18 protein-coding genes and 1 pseudogene are annotated in these 17,259 nt (G+C 64.2%); 8 read left to right on the forward strand and 11 right to left on the reverse strand.

Features of this window, described 5'->3' with window-relative positions; all coding sequences use genetic code 11:
* Positions 1-34 precede the first annotated feature (34 nt).
* A complete protein-coding gene (locus PEP31012_RS01970; protein ID WP_150587665.1) occupies positions 35-532 on the reverse strand; it encodes a glutathione peroxidase in 498 nt (165 codons plus the stop codon).
* A 227-nt stretch (positions 533-759) separates the two neighbouring features.
* Here PEP31012_RS01970 and PEP31012_RS01975 point away from each other — a divergent pair, with 227 nt between their 5' ends.
* The gene (locus PEP31012_RS01975; RefSeq protein WP_150587666.1) at positions 760-1,473 is read left to right on the forward strand and encodes a YggS family pyridoxal phosphate-dependent enzyme; all 714 of its coding nucleotides are present in this window, start codon (positions 760-762) and stop codon (positions 1,471-1,473) included.
* Positions 1,474-1,581: 108 nt separating this feature from the next.
* A complete protein-coding gene (gene proC, locus PEP31012_RS01980) occupies positions 1,582-2,394 on the forward strand; it encodes a pyrroline-5-carboxylate reductase (RefSeq protein WP_150587667.1) in 813 nt (270 codons plus the stop codon).
* Between the two features lie 270 nt (positions 2,395-2,664).
* Here proC and ubiA read toward each other — a convergent pair whose 3' ends face one another.
* The 6 genes from ubiA to PEP31012_RS02010 all read right to left on the reverse strand — a co-directional run bounded on the left by ubiA (position 2,665) and on the right by PEP31012_RS02010 (position 7,749).
* The gene (gene ubiA, locus PEP31012_RS01985) at positions 2,665-3,537 is read right to left on the reverse strand and encodes a 4-hydroxybenzoate octaprenyltransferase (protein WP_150587668.1); all 873 of its coding nucleotides are present in this window, start codon (positions 3,535-3,537) and stop codon (positions 2,665-2,667) included.
* A gap of 75 nt (positions 3,538-3,612) precedes the next feature.
* Positions 3,613-4,956: a 4Fe-4S binding protein gene (locus PEP31012_RS01990; protein ID WP_150588042.1), complete on the reverse strand. Its 1,344-nt coding sequence runs from the start codon at positions 4,954-4,956 to the stop codon at positions 3,613-3,615.
* 197 nt (positions 4,957-5,153) lie between these two features.
* Complete coding sequence (locus PEP31012_RS01995; RefSeq protein ID WP_150587669.1) at positions 5,154-5,990, reverse strand: FTR1 family iron permease; 837 nt, start codon at positions 5,988-5,990, stop codon at positions 5,154-5,156.
* Positions 5,991-6,048: 58 nt separating this feature from the next.
* Complete coding sequence (locus tag PEP31012_RS02000) at positions 6,049-6,372, reverse strand: cupredoxin domain-containing protein (protein ID WP_150588043.1); 324 nt, start codon at positions 6,370-6,372, stop codon at positions 6,049-6,051.
* A 100-nt stretch (positions 6,373-6,472) separates the two neighbouring features.
* Positions 6,473-7,096 carry an iron transporter gene (locus tag PEP31012_RS02005; protein WP_150587670.1) on the reverse strand — a complete coding sequence of 208 codons (624 nt, stop codon included), beginning with the start codon at positions 7,094-7,096 and terminating at the stop codon, positions 6,473-6,475.
* A 191-nt stretch (positions 7,097-7,287) separates the two neighbouring features.
* Complete coding sequence (locus tag PEP31012_RS02010) at positions 7,288-7,749, reverse strand: Lrp/AsnC family transcriptional regulator (protein ID WP_150587671.1); 462 nt, start codon at positions 7,747-7,749, stop codon at positions 7,288-7,290.
* Positions 7,750-8,146: 397 nt separating this feature from the next.
* Here PEP31012_RS02010 and PEP31012_RS02015 point away from each other — a divergent pair, with 397 nt between their 5' ends.
* From PEP31012_RS02015 to PEP31012_RS02035, 5 genes are all read left to right on the forward strand, one after another.
* Entirely contained in the window at positions 8,147-8,971 is an 825-nt protein-coding gene (locus PEP31012_RS02015; RefSeq protein ID WP_150587672.1) for an amino acid ABC transporter permease, read from the forward strand.
* A complete protein-coding gene (locus PEP31012_RS02020) occupies positions 8,968-9,621 on the forward strand; it encodes an amino acid ABC transporter permease (RefSeq protein WP_150587673.1) in 654 nt (217 codons plus the stop codon). The genes PEP31012_RS02015 and PEP31012_RS02020 overlap by 4 nt, the downstream gene beginning before the upstream one ends.
* The gene (locus PEP31012_RS02025; RefSeq protein ID WP_150587674.1) at positions 9,605-10,333 is read left to right on the forward strand and encodes an amino acid ABC transporter ATP-binding protein; all 729 of its coding nucleotides are present in this window, start codon (positions 9,605-9,607) and stop codon (positions 10,331-10,333) included. Before PEP31012_RS02020 ends, PEP31012_RS02025 begins: the two co-directional genes overlap by 17 nt.
* A gap of 43 nt (positions 10,334-10,376) precedes the next feature.
* Positions 10,377-11,174 (forward strand): transporter substrate-binding domain-containing protein, encoded by a 798-nt coding sequence (locus PEP31012_RS02030; protein ID WP_150587675.1) that lies wholly within the window; start codon positions 10,377-10,379, stop codon positions 11,172-11,174.
* Between the two features lie 186 nt (positions 11,175-11,360).
* Complete coding sequence (locus PEP31012_RS02035; protein WP_343039873.1) at positions 11,361-11,810, forward strand: c-type cytochrome; 450 nt, start codon at positions 11,361-11,363, stop codon at positions 11,808-11,810.
* Between the two features lie 26 nt (positions 11,811-11,836).
* Here PEP31012_RS02035 and PEP31012_RS02040 read toward each other — a convergent pair whose 3' ends face one another.
* The 4 genes and pseudogenes from PEP31012_RS02040 to PEP31012_RS02055 all read right to left on the reverse strand — a co-directional run bounded on the left by PEP31012_RS02040 (position 11,837) and on the right by PEP31012_RS02055 (position 16,436).
* Positions 11,837-13,324 (reverse strand): SulP family inorganic anion transporter, encoded by a 1,488-nt coding sequence (locus PEP31012_RS02040; RefSeq protein ID WP_150587676.1) that lies wholly within the window; start codon positions 13,322-13,324, stop codon positions 11,837-11,839.
* An 86-nt stretch (positions 13,325-13,410) separates the two neighbouring features.
* Positions 13,411-14,760, reverse strand: coding sequence for a glucarate dehydratase (gene gudD / locus PEP31012_RS02045; RefSeq protein WP_150587677.1), 1,350 nt, complete (start codon positions 14,758-14,760; stop codon positions 13,411-13,413).
* Positions 14,761-14,806: 46 nt separating this feature from the next.
* Positions 14,807-15,040: pseudogene (locus PEP31012_RS02050) on the reverse strand (SMP-30/gluconolactonase/LRE family protein); the annotation flags it as partial.
* Between the two features lie 100 nt (positions 15,041-15,140).
* Positions 15,141-16,436 (reverse strand): MFS transporter, encoded by a 1,296-nt coding sequence (locus PEP31012_RS02055; RefSeq protein ID WP_246171131.1) that lies wholly within the window; start codon positions 16,434-16,436, stop codon positions 15,141-15,143.
* A gap of 430 nt (positions 16,437-16,866) precedes the next feature.
* Here PEP31012_RS02055 and PEP31012_RS02060 point away from each other — a divergent pair, with 430 nt between their 5' ends.
* Entirely contained in the window at positions 16,867-17,259 is a 393-nt protein-coding gene (locus PEP31012_RS02060) for a hypothetical protein (RefSeq protein WP_150587678.1), read from the forward strand.

Here is a 17,259-nt window from a genome sequence, read left to right on the forward strand (position 1 = left end):
TGACGGGGGCGGCGCCGTCAGACCGTGCCAACGCTCAGGCGGGAAGCCGCTTTTCGATGTCGGCGCGAATGTCTTCGGGTTTCGCCGTCGGGGCATAGCGCGCCACGACCTGCCCCGTCGCATCGACAAGGAACTTCGTGAAATTCCACTTGATTGCCTTCGTGCCCAGCACGCCGGGCTTCTCCTGCGTCAGGTAGGCATAGAGCGGCGCGGCATTCGGCCCTTTGACGTCGACCTTGGCGAACATCGGAAACGTGACGTGAAAGCGCAGATCGCAGAAGCTGCGAATGGCCTGCGCGTCGCCCGGTTCCTGCTTGCCGAATTGATTGCACGGGAACGCGAGGACTTCGAAGCCGCGCGGGCCGAGCTGTTCGTATAGCGCTTGCAGGCCGGCGTACTGCGGCGTGAATCCGCATTCGCTCGCCGTGTTGACGATGAGCAGCACCTTGCCGCGATACTGCGACAGACTGACGGTCTCGCCCGCGAGCGTCTGGACGGAAAAATCGTACACTTGCTGCGAATTCGCGCGCATCTCTGGCTCCGAGTGAAGGTTGGCACCGCGCAGTCTGCCACAAGCCGCGCGCCGGGGCGGGTCAGCGTGCGCCGGGCCTGCCCGGTCGGCGCGCCGGCGCGGGTAGCACCTCGATTTTTCTCGGGTAGCACCTCAAGTGCGGGCACGGCTATAATCATTGACCTGCAACGTCTTTGCCATGCGCCCCGCGCCAACGACACCGCCTCACCGACGCTCGAACCCGCCTCATGTCGACCATTGCCGCTCATCTCGACGACGTGCTTTCCCGGATTGCCCGTGCCACCGACGCTGCTGGCCGACCAGCGGGCAGCGTGCGCTTGCTCGCGGTCTCGAAGACCTTCGGCGCCGATGCCGTGCGCGATGCGCTGGCGGCCGGCCAGCGGGCATTCGGTGAGAATTATGTGCAGGAGGCGCTCGACAAGATCGCCGCGCTGTCCAGCGAGAGCGTTCACGGCGAACCGCTCGAATGGCATTTCATCGGCCCGCTGCAAAGTAACAAGACACGCCCGGTGGCGGAACACTTCGACTGGGTGCATTCGGTCGACCGTCTGAAGATCGCGGAGCGCCTGAGTGCGCAGCGCCCGACGGATCTACCGCCCTTGCAGGTGTGTCTGCAGGTCAACATCAGCGGCGAAGCAAGCAAGAGCGGCGTGGCGCCGGCAGACGTGCCCGCCGTGGCGCGCGCCATCGCGGCGCTGCCGAATCTGCAATTGCGCGGCCTGATGGCGATTCCCGAACCCGAGGACGATCCGGCGCGCCAGCGCGCGCCGTTCAAGGCCGTGCGCGACTTGTTCGACGCCTTGCGCGCCGACGGCCTGGCGATCGATACGCTGTCGATGGGCATGTCCGGCGATCTCGAAGCGGCGATTGCCGAGGGTGCGACAATGGTGCGTATCGGCACTGCGATTTTCGGCGCACGCGATTACGGCTCTCGAGCCTGATCGTGGCGTGCCCGGCGGCGAGCGTCCCTTGACGGCTCGCCGGGGCAAGAGGGAACGACGGTAACGTCAGACACGTCGGCAACGACTTACGCAACGCAAAGGATGGTTATGAGAATTGCATTCATCGGCGGCGGCAATATGGCCAATGCCCTGATCGGCGGACTCGTCAAGCGCGGCACGGCCCCGCGCGACATTCTCGCGATCGACGTCAACGAATCGACCCGCGACGGCCTCGTCAAGCAGTATGGCGTCGACACCGCCAGCGCCCCGAACGATCGCCTGCGCGATTACGATACGATCGTGCTGGCCGTCAAACCGCAGGTGCTCAAGGACGTCGCGCAAGCGCTCCAGCCGCACCTGAACGGTCAACTGGTGATCAGCATCGCGGCGGGCATTCGCGCGTCCGACCTGGCGCGCTGGCTTGGCGGTCACAATCAGATCGTGCGCTGCATGCCGAACACGCCCGCCCTGATCGGCATGGGCATTACCGGTCTGGCGGCCCTCTCGGGGGTCGATTCGGACCAGCGCAAGCGCGCCGAGACCGTGCTGGGCGCCGCGGGTCAGATTGTCTGGGTGGAGAAGGAAAGTCAGCTCGACGCCGTAACGGCCATCTCCGGCAGCGGTCCGGCGTACGTGTTCTATTTCATCGAAGCGCTCGAGCAAGCCGCGCATGAGCTGGGCTTTTCGTCCGAGCAGGCACGGCAGTTGGCCATCGCCACATTTACCGGTGCCTCGCAACTGGCGGCGCAGTCGAGTGAACCCGCGAGCGTGCTGCGCGAGCGTGTGACGTCCAAGGGCGGCACGACGTTTGCCGCCCTCAGTTCGTTCGAGCGCGACGCCATCAAGGCAGCCATCGTGCGCGGTGTGCATGCGGCCAATACCCGCGCCAAGGAACTCGGCGACGAATTGGGCGACGCCTGATCGGCGGCCAGTCGCGCCAGCCGCATCGGTCGAATCCGTCAGATCCGTCAGATCTGTCACATCGGACGCATCCGTCGCGTTGGTCGCGTTGGTCGCGTTGGTCGCGTTGGTCGCGTTGGTCGCGTTGGTCGCATTGATCGCATTGATTGGCCCTCGTAACGACAAACGGACCGCAGGTGAGCCGCCCCACTTCGGGGGTTCGGTTCACCTGCGGTCCGTTGTCATTTCATCGGCAAACGTCCGCTTCGGCGTGCGCGCCTACGCCAAAAACTACCCCTGCGCGCTCAGCAGGTAGTGCCCGGCGATGCCCGCGAACACGGCGGCACCGAGCCAGTTGTTGTGACGGAACGCGGCGAAGCACGGCATGCGCTCGCGTCCGCGAATCAGAAAGTAGTGGTAGACGGCGAAACTCACCGCCACCGCCATGCCGAGCCAGAACGGCCAGCCGAAGCCGAGATACACGCCCACGCCCGCCTGAATGCCGAGCGCGCCTGCGTAGCAGAGCATGATCGCCGACACGTCGAAACGGCCGAATGTGATCGCCGACGTCTTGATGCCGATCTTGAGATCGTCGTCGCGATCGACCATCGCATATTCGGTGTCGTAGGCCACCGACCAGAACACATTCGAGAGCAGCAGCACCCACGCGATGACCGGCACCTGATTCTGCACCGCGGCAAAGGCCATCGGAATGCCGAAGCCGAAGGCCACGCCAAGATACGCCTGCGGAATCGCCAGAAAGCGCTTGGTGAACGGATAGGTGCCCGCCACGAACAATGCCGGGATGGAGAGCCACTTGGTCAGCGCGTTGAGCGGCAGAATCAGCAGAAAGCTCGCCAGGGCAAGCGTGGCCGCCACGGCCACGGCTTCCCACGCGCGAATGCGTCCCGACGTGATCGGCCGGTCCTTCGTGCGCTTGACGAACTTGTCGAAGTCGCGGTCGGCGTAATCGTTGATGGCACAGCCCGCTGAGCGCATCAGGAACGTGCCGAGCGTGAAGATCGCCAACAGCCAGAGGCCAGGATGCCCGTTGGACGCGATCCACAACGCCGCAAGCATTGGCCACAGCAGCAGCACGGTGCCGATCGGCTTGTCGAGACGAACGAGGCGGAAATACAGCGGGAGACGTTGAGCGAGCAACATGGGCGTCACACAGAAAGACTTGTGGCGACATTGTAGGCCACGGGCTGCAACGCGCCAATGCGCGCGCGCCGGGCGTCACCAGATCCAGAACATCAACAGCCAGAGCCAGTTGACCAGCGCCAGCGCCGCCACGATGCCGACCATCCCGGCCAGACGCCGCCCCAGCGTGCGCGCATGCCGTCCGGTCACACGCCAGCCGAGCCACAGACTCCACAGCGTGGTCGCGGCGAGAATCGTCGCGCGCACGTCGTTCGCCCAATACACCGGCAGATGCTCGGCGCGCAGCAGGCTGATCGTCGTGGCCGAAAGACCGATGAACACCCCAGCCCCGGCAATCGGAATCAGCGACTGCACCAGGTGATTGAAGCGCGACGTCTGCCACGGCCCCATCGCCCGGTTCGCCAGCGCGAAGATCAGCGTGAAAGCCAAGCCCAGCAGCAGGCCGTTGCCGAGGATGTACGTGACGACCATGCCGCCGTCGAGCCACGAGAAGACATCGCTCTGGTCGGGGTAGTTGGTGAAGATGAACCACGGCGCGTTCGTCTCGAACGGCCACATGATGTTGTGATCGATGAGCCACGTGGCGAGCATCGTCTTGGTCGCCACGAACCACGGATTCGCCGTCCAGTGGAAGGCGCCGATGGCCACGCCGAGCAGGCCATACATGACGAGTACGCTGTCCCACACGCTGTTGTTCTCGGTCGCCCCGAACTTCACGATCTCGTCGCTCGGCGAGCGGCTCGTGAGCGCGATGGCGTCGCGGTGCCCGGCGCAGCGCCCGCACATATGGCACTCTGCGCCGCCCTTCATATTGCGCAGCGGCACGAGCGGCGCGCAATTGACCGGGATGATCTTGTGGCCGTTGGTGTGATACGACCGACGCCAGGCGTCTTCGTTGACCTTGAAGTGAAATGGCGCCAGACGCGCGAGCAACGAGAACACGCCATTGACCGGGCACAGGTACTTGCACCACACGCGTTTGTCGCGGCCGTAGAAATAACCGATCACCATCGCGCCGAGGGTCGAGCCGCCAAGCACCAGCAGCACCGCCTTCGGATATTGATACACGCTGACCATCTGGCCGTAGAGCGTGGTGCCGGCAAAGGCCACAAACGGCCAGCCGCCCCAGCGCATCCAGCGCGGAATGGCGCGCCCGCGTCCGTGACGGCTCGCAAATTCCGAGAGCGTGCCTTCCGGGCACAGCACGCCGCACCAGACACGGCCCATCAAGACCATGCTGATGAGCACGAACGGCCACCAGATGCCCCAGAACGTGAACTGCGCGAAGACGGTGAGGTTATTGAGGATGTGCGCCGTCTCGTCGGGCAGCGGCAGCATGACCGGCACGCCGATGAGGAACACGTACACGAGCACGATGCCCCACTGCACGCCACGGATCAGCTTGCCGTGACGTTGCATCCAAAGCCCTGCACGGGCCAGTCGGTTCGGGACAGGTATGGCGATGCTCATGCTCAACTCGTACGTCGGGGGATAACCTTGTCAGGCTGTCGGATCGTGTCGATGCCGGGGCGCTTGTGACGCTGGCACGTGCCGGTCCGGACAGACCGTTGTGGTGCACCGGCGGGCAATTCACGCCCCCGGTGCACGCGGCCCGCTCAGGCGGGCTTGACCTGCTTGGCGGGCCCGTCTGCCCGCTTGAGCAGCGCCCAGATGAACAGCCAGTACGCACCATACACCACCAGGTTCATGCCGGCCGGATGCGCGCGATAGCCCGTCAGCGTGGCGACCAGACTACCGAACGGGCTGGCGTCGTCTAGCAGTGCGGACGTGTCCCACAGTTGATCGACCAGCGTCGGCACCAGATCGAGCGAGATCAGGCGATCGAGCCCTGACTCCAGCAACCCTGCGGCGAGGAACAGCAGCATGATTTCGGTCACGCGGAAGAACAGGCGCCACGAGAAGATCTTGCCGCCCAGTTGCAGCAGCCAGAACGTGGCAAGCGCCAGCGCGAAGCCGATCAGCACCGCGAGCCACATCGACGGCGGCACGCTGCCTTGCTGACCGAAGCCAATGCCGTACAGGAAAATGGTCGTCTCGCTACCTTCGCGGGCGATGGCCAGCGCCACCAACACGAGCACACCCCACCAGGTGCCCTGATCCTGATTCCTGCGCAGCGACGATTCCATGTCGCGCTTGAGCGTTCGGCCGTGACGCTTCATCCAGAAGACCATTTGCACGATCAGCACACAGGCGACCAGCACCATGGCGGTCTGGAAGTAGTCCTGCGCGTCGCCCGAGAGGACCTCGGTAAAGCCGACGAGCGCGGCCCCCAGCGCCACCGCCGCCGCGATCCCGAGCACCACACCGCCCCACAGATAAGGCAGGCCGCGCTTGGCTCCGTGCTCCGGGTTGGCCAGCCAGGCATGGAGAATGCCGACAACCAGCAATGCCTCGACGCTTTCGCGCCAGACGATGAACATGACCTGACCCATCGTGTGATTCCTCTCGTGATGCGTGTCTTACTGTGTGTCCAGAACGACTTCGGCCGGCTTACTTGGCAACGATCACGCCTTGCGCCTGCTGATGGAAATCGTCGAAAAACTTGTACTCGCCCGGTTGCATCGGCGCGATCACCACAAACGACTGCGCGCCCGGTGCCAGCACCTTCTCCTTGCGAAGCTGCAGACTCTCGAACTCGACGGCGTTCGTGCCGGTGTTGTGCACCTCGATCTTGATGCGCTTGCCGGCCGGCACCTCGATGCGGGCCGGGTTGAGCTTGCCGTTGTTCATCTCCAGCCGGAAGGTGGGCAAGTCATCCGCGCGGGCGAGAGTCGGCCCGCCCAACACGAACAAGGTCGCCACCACGGCGGTCATCGACGCCAGCAGGCGCGCGATGCGCTGATTCATCCTTCTGCTCCAAACGAAAACAGCGCCGGCCCGAAGGCCAACGCCGAGTCAAGGTGACGCGGGCGGCTTAGTACCCGCCCTTCTTGCCGATGCCCGAGAACGTGAAATCCACTTCCTTGGTGATCGGCTTGAACCACGGGCCCACGCCGGTTTCCTTGTCGACGTGACGGCCAAAGCACCATGGCCCCATGCCGCCGTGCGCCGCGTGGGCACCGGCCGCGGGCATGCTGCCCATCTTGCAACCGAATTCCTGCAGCGTGCCCGGCGCGTTCACGACCATCGTGAGCTTGTACTTGCCGACGCCGGCCAGCTTGACGTTGTCGCCATAGTGCGGACCATCGCTCGCGACCATCGGCATCATCAGACCGTCGATGGGCGCGCCATCCGGGGTCTTGCCGTCGCTCTTCATCTTTTGCAGCTTGTACGTGATTTCCAGACCGGGAACCCAATCGCCCTCGGCATACCCATTCGGGTTCTTGGCGATCGCGTGAATATCCGCTTCGAGGTGAATATCCGACTTGGCGGCGTCGCGCATCATGCCGGCCGGCTCCATCGTGATCGGCTGGAGATACACCGTGTTGATTTCCATACCCGCCACATTCAGCGGCTTTCCGATGGGAAATTCGGCGGCATTCGCCAGGGTGGCGGCACCGGCAAACAGCGCCACGGCCACGAGGGATTTCACGCGCATACGCACTCCAGAGAGACAAAGAAGTTAATGCAAACAATTCTCAGTAATTTTAGCACTAACGTATTCGTCCGACAAACGCACGACGTCAAGACCCCACAGGGAAATGGGGGGAAATTCGCTGACGGCGCGAGCGCCGGCGGGGGTGCGGCCCGATTCTTGGTCACTGGTTACGGAAAATTACCGAGCGACGCTCAGGGCAGCACGCCGCCCCGGTCGATCTTGCGGGCGAGCACGACTGACGTCGTGGTGCGCGTGACGCCGTCGATCTCACCAATGGTGTCGAGCAGCGCGTCGAGCTGGTCTGGCGAGGCCGCATGCAGCCAGGCCACATAGTCGAACTCGCCGCTGACGGTGCACAGCAGGTGAATCTCCGGCATCTTGTTCAGGCGGCGCAACACGTCGCGCCCCGAGCGAGGCTGCACGCTGATGCCGACACAGGCCTGCAACCCGCCGCCGGCGGCGTCCTGCCCAAGTCGCACCGTATAGCCGGCGATCACGCCCGCCTGCTCGAGCCGCGCCAGGCGGGCCACCACGGTCGTTCGCGCCACACCGAGCCGACGCGCCAGATTGGCCGTGCTCTCGCGCGCATTCACCCGCAGCAGGGCAAGCAAGTGGCGGTCGAGTTCGTCGAGTGCGGTCGCGGACAGCGTCATCGGGTTTCGCCTTGATTGTTACGGTCGGATTGGTCAAGCGCGATTATAGAACCGCACCGCCGCGCCAGACGCTTCCCCTCAATGGCTGGCAGCAAGAGATACGATGACGCACGGACCCAATCCGTCGCCATCAACCCGTCGTTGAGATCGCTTCACGCCGCCCGCGACGGCTTTTCCCACGCGCCCAAACACCCTTTAACCCCTTCCCCGACAAGGCGATATACAAGGGTATCCCCCCAATCCCCCACTATTGACAATGCCGATCCTCGATGCGCAAAATCGCATCACTTATATGACGACGTACAAGAAAGACCGTTCACGGCGATTGCGGATGTCATGACCGCAACGAACTGCCTGGCGCGTCGGCCCCGAACGTCACCGGAGACAGGCGCTTGCCATGCATTTCTCGTTGAATTTCGCCCCGCTGGTTCCCTATTGGCCGGTGTTCCTGGACGGCGCGTGGCTCACGCTGAAGATGACGGTGATCGCGGTCGTCATCGGCACCGTCGTCGGCACGCTGATCGCCTTCGCCAAGCGCAGCCGCCACCGCTGGCTCGCCCGCCTGTGCGGCATTTATATTGAAGCCGTACGCAACACGCCGTTCCTCGTCCAGATCTTCCTGCTGTATTTCGGCCTGGCCAGCGTGGGCGTGCACATGCCGACGTTCGCCGCGTCGGTCATTGCGATGGTGATCAACATCGGCGCGTACGCCGCGGAGATCATTCGCGCGGGGCTCGAATCGGTGCCGCGCGGCCAGATCGAGGCCGCCGAGTGCCTGGGGCTGTCGACATGGCGCATCGCGTGGCACGTCATGCTCCAACCGTCCATCGAGAAGGTGTATCCGGCGCTCACCACCCAGTTCATCCTGATGATGCAGGCCTCCGCCATGGCCTCGCAGATTTCGGCCGAAGAACTGACGGCCGTGGCCAACACCGTGCAGTCGGACACGTTCCGCTCGCTCGAGACCTACATCGTCGTGGCCGCGCTTTATCTTTGCCTCTCGCTGCTGGTGAAGCTCGTGGCGTGGGCCGCCGGCGAGTACTTCTTCAAGCGCCGCCGCATCGTGCGACGCGCCGCGGCGCAGACCGCGCAGGCGGCACGCCGACGGGCCGCGGTGTCGCGCGCCGCCGGTCCGAATGCCCCGGGCAATGCCGGCAACGTTGGAACGCCGGGCGCGTCCGGCCAATCCGGCACCCACGCCGCGCAACGGAGCGCCTCATGATCGGCAACTTCTCCTGGACCTATTTCAGCTACATGGTGCAGTCCATTGGCTGGACGCTCGTGCTCTCGCTCATCGCCTTCGTTCTCGGCAGTGCGGGGGGCTTTCTCGTGATGCTCGGACGCATCTCGCCGCGCCGGTGGCTGCGCTTGCCGGCCCAAGTGTTCATCGAGGCGATTCAGGGTATTCCGCTGCTGATCCTGCTGTTCATCGTCTACTTCGGCCTGTCCGTCTATGGCTTCGAGCTGCCCGCCATCGTGGCGGCCGCGCTGGCGCTGATGGTCTATACCAGCGCCTACCTGGGCGACATCTGGCGCGGCTGCGTCGAAGCAATGCCACGGGCGCAATGGGAGGCCGCCGAGTGCCTGTCGCTCTCGCGCTGGCAGACGCTGCGCCTGGTCATCATTCCGCAGGCGGTGCGCCTGTCGCTGCCTCCGACCATCGGCTTCCTGGTGCAGATCATCAAGATGACGTCGCTCGCGTCGGTGATCGGCTTCGTGGAGCTCACGCGTGCCGGACAGATCATCAACAACTCGATTTTCCAACCCTTCCTCGTGTTCTCGCTGGTCGGGGTGTTTTATTTCGTGCTGTGCTACCCGCTCTCGCGCTGGAGCGCATCACTGGAGGACAAGCTCAATGTCGGCAATCGTTAAGGTCAACCAGATTCACAAGCGCTTCGGCGACAACCCGGTGCTCAAGGGCGTGTCGTTCGAAGTGGCGCGCGGCCAGATGGTGGCGGTCATTGGCGCCAGCGGCTCCGGCAAGAGCACGGCGCTGCGCTGCATCGATCGCCTGGAAACCATCGACGAAGGCTCGATCGAAGTGTGCGGCATTCGCGTGGAAGACCCGCACATCGACCTGCATCAACTGCGTCGCGAAGTCGGCATCGTCTTCCAGAGCTACAACCTGTTTCCCCATCTGAACGTGCGCGAGAACATCATGCTCGCGCTGCGGCACGTCAAGCGCATGGCGCGCGGCGAAGCGCAGGAGGTCGCCAAACGCGTGCTCGCCCAGGTTGGCCTCTCCGACAAGGCCGACAGCTATCCCGAGCAGCTCTCGGGCGGCCAGCAGCAGCGCGTAGCGATTGCCCGCTCGCTTGCCATGTCGCCGAAGGTCATGCTGTTCGACGAAGTGACGTCGGCACTCGACCCGCAGCTCACGGGCGAAGTGCTGCGCGTGATGGAAGACCTGGCGGCGGACGGCATGACGATGGTGCTCGTCACGCACGAGATGGCGTTCGCCAAGCGCGTCGCCGACCAGATCATCTACATGCATCAGGGCAAGGTGTGGGAAGTGGGTCCGGGCGACATGCTCGACAACCCGCAAACGCCCGAATTGCGTGCGTTCCTCGCCAACGGCCTGTAACCCGACCACGCAAGACAATCGATTACTCCAAGGAGACTGCTGCATGAAACTCAAGACGTTCCTCACCCAGGCCTGCGCCGCCGTCATGCTTGGCGCCATCGCGCACGCCGCCATGGCCGATCAGCTCGACGACATCAAGAAGGCGGGCAAGATCCGTATTGCCATCGCCATGGGCACGCCGCTGTACTCCTATGCCGATGCCAATCTGCAACCGGTGGGCTCGGACGTCGAAACGGCCAAGCTGCTGGCGCAGGATCTGGGCGTGAAGCTCGATATCGTGTCCGTGACGAACGCGGCGCGCATCCCGACGCTGCAATCGAACCGCGCCGATATTGTGGTGGCCGATCTCGCCATCTCGCCGGAGCGTGAGAAGGTGATCGATTTTTCGATGCCGTACGCGGTCATCTCGATCATCGTCGGCGCCCCCAAGAGCATGGTGATCAAAGGCTATGACGACCTGAACGGCAAGCGCATCGGCCTTACCCGCGCGACCGTCAACGACACGCTCACCACGCAGAACGCCAAGGGCGCGCAGATTGTGCGCTACGAAGACGACGCCACGCTCATTACGTCGATGGTGACCGGTCAGGTCGATATCTTCTCGAGCACCCCGTCGAATCTCGGCGAAATGCAAAAGCGCGCACCGGACAAGCATCTCGAACTGAAGTTTGCGCAGACGGAATTCAATCTGGGCATCGCGCTCAACAAGAATCAGCCGGCGCTCAAGGCGTGGATCAACAACTGGGTGAAGACCAATCTTAAGAATGGCAAGCTCAACGCGATCTACAAGAAGTACCACGGTCGCGATCTGCCGGAGAGTGTGATCAAGGGCGCCGCGTAAGACGGCTGCCGCCAACAGCACCTGGCCGTCGATGCGCGTGCGTCGACCGGCCATGCGCCGCGGAACATCGCACGACGGTCGCGACACGATGTCGCACCGTCGTCGCATGGGAATCGCTGGTCGCGCCGGGCGGAACGCGGTAATTTAGCGGCTTGCCTTCGACACGTCCCCCGCTGCGCCCCAACGATGACCGCCCGCTCCGTTTTCCCGACTGTGTACCGCTCTCCCCTCACACGTGCCGCACGCCGCTGGCGCGGTGCGACGATGCTCGCGCTGCTCTGCGCGCTCACCCCATTGACCCCGCGCGCCGCGCCGGCCATGGCCGCAGGCGACGTCGAGGCGGGCAAGACATTGTTTGCGGCACGCTGCGCGTCGTGCCATGCGGTCGGACCGATGGCGACATCGGGCTTCGGCCCGCAACTCAATCACATTTTCAACCGCCGCGCGGGCAGCCTGCCGGACTATGATTACTCGACGGCGATGAAGCAGTCCGGCATTGTGTGGGACGACAAGACACTCGCCACATTCATCGCCAGCCCGGGCAACACGGTGCCAGGCACGAAGATGCGCTTCTGGGGTATCGGCAACGAGCGCAAGGTGGCCGACCTGCTGGCCTACCTGCACACGTTCAAGTGATGGGATGCGGCCCGCCGACGAGCGCGTCAGGCCTCGACGAGACTGACGCCGGCGCGCTCGAGCAGATGCAGATTGCGCGGCGAGAGATTGACGAAGCGCAGGCTTCGGCCCGACGTCCGATAGCGCTCGCGCAGCGCCTCGAACGCCACGATCGCCGAGTGATCCGCCACGTGCAAATGGCGGCAATCCACGACGACGCGGTACACATCCGTCAACGGCTGGAACAGGTCCTGGAAATGGGCGGTCGACGCGAAGAACAGCGTGCCATGCAGGACATAGGTGCGGGCGTCATCGCCGCTCTCCTGCACGTCCGCGCGAATCTCGCGGGCATGTTGCCAGGCGAAGTTCAGCGCGGCGATGACGATGCCGCACATCACCGCAACGGCCAGATCGGTGAAGACCGTGATGACCGTCACCGCGACGATCACGAGAGCGTCGTTGCGGGGCACTTTGCCCAGCACGCGAAGCGAGCCCCAGGCGAACGTCTGCTGGGCGACGACAAACATTACCCCGACGAGCGCCGCCAGCGGAATCCGCTCGATGAGCGGCGACAGGCACAGCACGAACAGCAGAATCATGATGCCGGCCGTCGCCCCCGAGACGCGGCTGCGGCCGCCCGAACTCAGGTTGATCATGGTCTGGCCGATCATCGCGCAGCCGCCCATGCCCCCGAACATCCCCGACACCACGTTGGACACGCCGAGTGCGAGGCATTCGCGATTCGGGCGCCCGCGCGTTTGCGTAATTTCGTCGGTGAGGTTGAAGGTGAGCAGCGTCTCCAGCAGACCCACCATCGCCATGAGCGCTGCATAGGGCAAGACGATTCGCAGCGTCTCCAGATCGAACGGCACCTGCGGCAGATGCAGGGACGGCAGCGTCCCGGCAATGTGCGCCATGTCGCCGAGCGTGCGCGTGGGCAGATGCAGCGCCTGGCTGAGGAGCCCAACGCCGACGATGGCGACCAGCGCGGGAGGCACGGCTTTCGTTAGGCGCGGCAGCCCGTAGACGATCAGCATCGTAAGCGCGACCAGCGCGCACATGATCACCAGGGGCGCGCCTTGAAGCCAGACCTCGCCTTGCGGGGTGGCGCGCTTGAAATGCTCCAGTTGCGCCATCGCGATGATGATCGCGAGCCCGTTCACGAAACCGATCATCACCGGGTGCGGCACCATGCGAATCAGCTTGCCCAGACGCAGCAGGCCGAAGAGCATCATGAGCACGCCGCCCAGCACGACGGTCGCGAGCAGGTATTGCACACCGTGCTGGACGACCAGGGCGACGATGACCACCGCCATCGATCCGGCAGCGCCCGAGATCATGCCCGGGCGACCACCGAAGATGGCGGTGAGCGCGCACAGGATGAAGGCCCCATAGAGGCCCATAAGCGGGTTGACTTGAGCGACCAGCGCGAACGCGATGCACTCGGGCACCAGCGCGAACGCCGTGGTAAGACCGGCAAGTACGTTACCGGGGAGATTCGGGAGCCACTGCTCCCGAAGCGTTTGAGACTTCATAAAATGACGTTCCATAGGGGACGCGCATTTTACCAGCCCCGGTGTTTTCTCACGGATTCACGACAGTCCTTCACGACACAAGCGACTCAGCGCACGAGGCACGGACGCTTGTTGTCGAACGTCCAGTTCGGAATCAGGTACTGCATCGCGACGCCGTCATCGCGCGCGCCGAGGCCGTGCTGCTGGTACAGCGCGTGCGCCTTCTCGACTTCGTCCATATCGAGTTCGACGCCGAGGCCCGGCACTTCCGGCACCTTCACCTTGCCGCCGACGATCTGCAGCGGATCGCGCGTGAGGCGCTGGCCGTCCTGCCAGATCCAGTGTGTGTCGATCGCGGTGATCTTGCCCGGCGCGGCTGCCGCGACGTGTGTGAACATCGCCAGCGACACGTCGAAGTGATTGTTCGAGTGCGAGCCCCACGTGAGCCCCCAGTCGTTACACATCTGCGCGACGCGCACCGAGCCCTGCATCGTCCAGAAGTGCGGATCGGCCAGCGGAATGTCGACGGATTGCAGTTGAATCGCATGGCCCATCTGACGCCAGTCGGTCGCGATCATGTTGGTCGCCGTCGGCAGGCCGGTGGCGCGACGGAACTCGGCCATCACTTCGCGGCCCGAATAGCCGTTCTCGGCGCCGCACGGGTCTTCCGCGTAGGCGAGCACGTCGTGCTTGTCACGGCACAGGCGGATCGCTTCGGCGAGCGACCACGCGCCATTCGGATCGAGCGTCACACGCGCTTCCGGGAAGCACTCGGCGAGCGCGGTGGCCGCTTCCATTTCCGCGTCGCCGGAGAGCACGCCGCCCTTGAGCTTGAAATCGTTGAAGCCGTAGCGCGCCTTCGCAGCCTGCGCCAGACGCACCACCGCTTCCGGCGTCAGGGCGACTTCGGTACGCAGACGCTCCCAGTCGTCGCGCCCTTGCGCGCCCGATACGTACGGCAGATCGGTCTTGGTGCGATCGCCGACGTAGAACAGGTAGCCGAGCATCTCGACCTCGTCGCGCTGCTGGCCTTCGCCGAGCAAGGCGGCGACCGGCACGCCAAGGTGCTGGCCGAGCAGGTCGAGCAGCGCGGCTTCGAGCGCGGTGACGGCGTGGATCGTCGTGCGCAGGTCGAAGGTCTGCAGACCGCGACCGCCGACGTCGCGATCGGCGAAGGCCGTGCGCACGCGATTCAGGATGGCTTGCAGGTTGCCGATCGATTGGCCGACGACGTAGTCACGCGCGTCGTCGATCGTCTTGCGGATGCTCTCGCCACCCGGCACTTCGCCTACGCCCGTGTTCCCTGCGCTGTCCGTGAGGATCACGATGTTGCGCGTGAAGAACGGGCCATGCGCGCCCGAGAGATTCATCAGCATGCTGTCACGCCCGGCGACGGGGATGACGCGCAGTTCGGTGACGGTGGGCGTAGCGTTGACGCGAGTGAGAGTCGTAGACATGAACGAAGTACCAGTAGTTGAGGGAAGCCGGCGAGCGTCGTGACGATCAGACGGCGCCCTCGGCTTCCACGTAAAGCGAATAAAGCGAATGCGAACTTGCCATATACAGCCGGTTGTTCTTCGGGCCGCCGAACGTCGGGTTCGCACAACGTTCCGGCAGGCGGATGAAGCCGATCGCCTGACCGCTCGCATTGAAAACCGTCACACCGTCGAGGTCGGCGGAACTGACGCCGGCAGCGCCATCCCAGCCCCAACCGCACCACAGGTTGCCGTCCGTATCATCGCCGCCGCCTCGATGAACAGCGCTGGCTCGTGCAATCCGCGGGGCGTGCTCACGCGGCTCTCCTTGCCATGGGGGCGACCGGGGCGGCGCGTACGCGTTACTCGGCCAGCTCGAAGCGCTGAATCTTGCCGACGACGAACAGATAGCACACGATCGCAATCAGCGCGTTGGCGCTCACGAAGACCAGTGCCGCCGCGAACGAGCCGGTGTCCTGCACGAGATAGCCGATGACGATCGGCGTCGTGATGCCGGCCGTGTTACCGAACGTATTGAAGAGCCCCGCGCACAGTCCGCTCGCCTGCTTCGGCGCCGTATCCGACACAACGGCCCAGCCCAGCGCTCCGATGCCCTTGCCGAAGAACGCCGCCGCCATGATGCCGACCACGACCCACTGGTTGTCGACGTAGTTGCAGGCGATCATGCACGTCGAGAGCAGCAGCCCGACGACGATCGGCACCTTGCGTGCGGTCGACGTCGAGAAGCCGTGCTTTAACATCCGGTCCGACACCACGCCGCCGAGCAAGCCGCCGAGGAAACCGGCGATGGCCGGGATCGACGAGACGAAGCCCGCCTTCAGAATCGACATGTGGCGTTCCTGCACGAGGTAGATCGGGAACCACGTCAGGAAGAAGTACGTCAGCGTCGTGATGCAGTATTGCGCGATGAACACACCGAGCATCATGCGGCTCTTGAGCAGTTGCGAGAAGATCTTGCGACCCTGCGCACCGCCGTTCGACCCCGCCGCCTCGGCGCGATGCTGCGCGGCGACTTGTTTGTCCTCGAGGTCGATCATCGCGCCGTGATCGGCAATGAAACGGACTTCGGCGTCGTTCGCGAGCGGATGCTGGCGCGGCGCATAGATGGTCTTGAGCCATACGCCGGTGAGCACGATCCCCAGCGCGCCCATCACATAGAACACGTACTGCCATCCATACGCATGCGTGATCCAGCCCATGAGCGGCGTGAACAGCACGGCGGCGAAATATTGCGACGAATTGAAGATCGCCGACGCCGTGCCGCGCTCGGCCGTCGGGAACCACGTCGCGGTCATGCGCGAGTTGCCCGGGAATGCCGGCGCCTCGGCCGCGCCCACGAAAAAGCGCAGCGCGAACAGCGTGATGACGGCCATCGCGACCGGCAGCCCCGCGACCAGCCCCTGCAGCGCCGTCACCAGCGACCAGAAGAAGATACTGCAGGCATACACCCGCTTGGTGCCAAAGCGGTCGAGCAGCCAGCCGCCGGGGATCTGCGCGGCGACATAGGCCCACGCGAACGACGAGAACAGATAGCCCATCGCAACCGGCGAAATGCCGAGTTGGTGCTGTATGGCCGTGCCCGTAATCGAAAGCGTTCCGCGGTCGGCGTAGTTGACCGTCGTAATCAGGAAAAGCATGAAGACGACCAGATACCGCGCCCGGCTGCGCCCCGCATAACGACTGTCGACGCCGCCCGCCGTCGTGGCCGCCTTGCCACTCGCCTCATTTCGGGTCAGCGCTGCCCGGGTCACGCCATTTTCCACATTCGTCTCCACAATGTTGTCTGATGTCCTATATGTTGGAAGGATAAATTAGGGAAAACGGGTCGAAAATACGGGTTTTCCCGACACTAATACATATGACGTCATATATCATGAGGTGCACCAATGTTGTCCCGTTGCTGATTGAACGGAGGGTGCGAGGATCGCGGTGAGCACAGTTGCACCGGGGCATCCGGCCTTGTCGGCGGTTCGCATCGACGGGGCGATGATCTGACAACTTGCCGAACCCAGGCGAACGCGCGCATGATGGCGCGTTTGCCGCTTGAACGACTCGACGACACCTGCCATGCCCGCTGCTCTGGACACCGCCACCCTGATCGATCTTGCACAGCGCGCGGAGGCCAGCGCGCCCGGTCCGTGCGCGTGCACGAGAACACCGCTCGACGGCTGGCAATCCCAGCCGATTTCCCTCGACGAAACGCAGTTGCGAGAGATCGGCACCCTGCTCACGGAAGACGATCCGGAGCCGACCGTTGCCGAATACCTGCCAGGCAAGACGACGTATTGGTCGAACGACGCGCCGATCGCCCCGCGCTATTTCCCGTATAACCGTTGCAGTGTGTGGGAATGCCTGTCGTGCGCACGGCTGTATCTGCGCTACACGGAAGGCGGCGGCTATTTCGTCGACAGACGGATACGCGCACTGCGCCTGGCCTTGATCGAAGACATCCCGCTGTGA

This window comes from Pandoraea eparura, assembly GCF_902459725.1.
Lineage (GTDB): Bacteria > Pseudomonadota > Gammaproteobacteria > Burkholderiales > Burkholderiaceae > Pandoraea > Pandoraea eparura.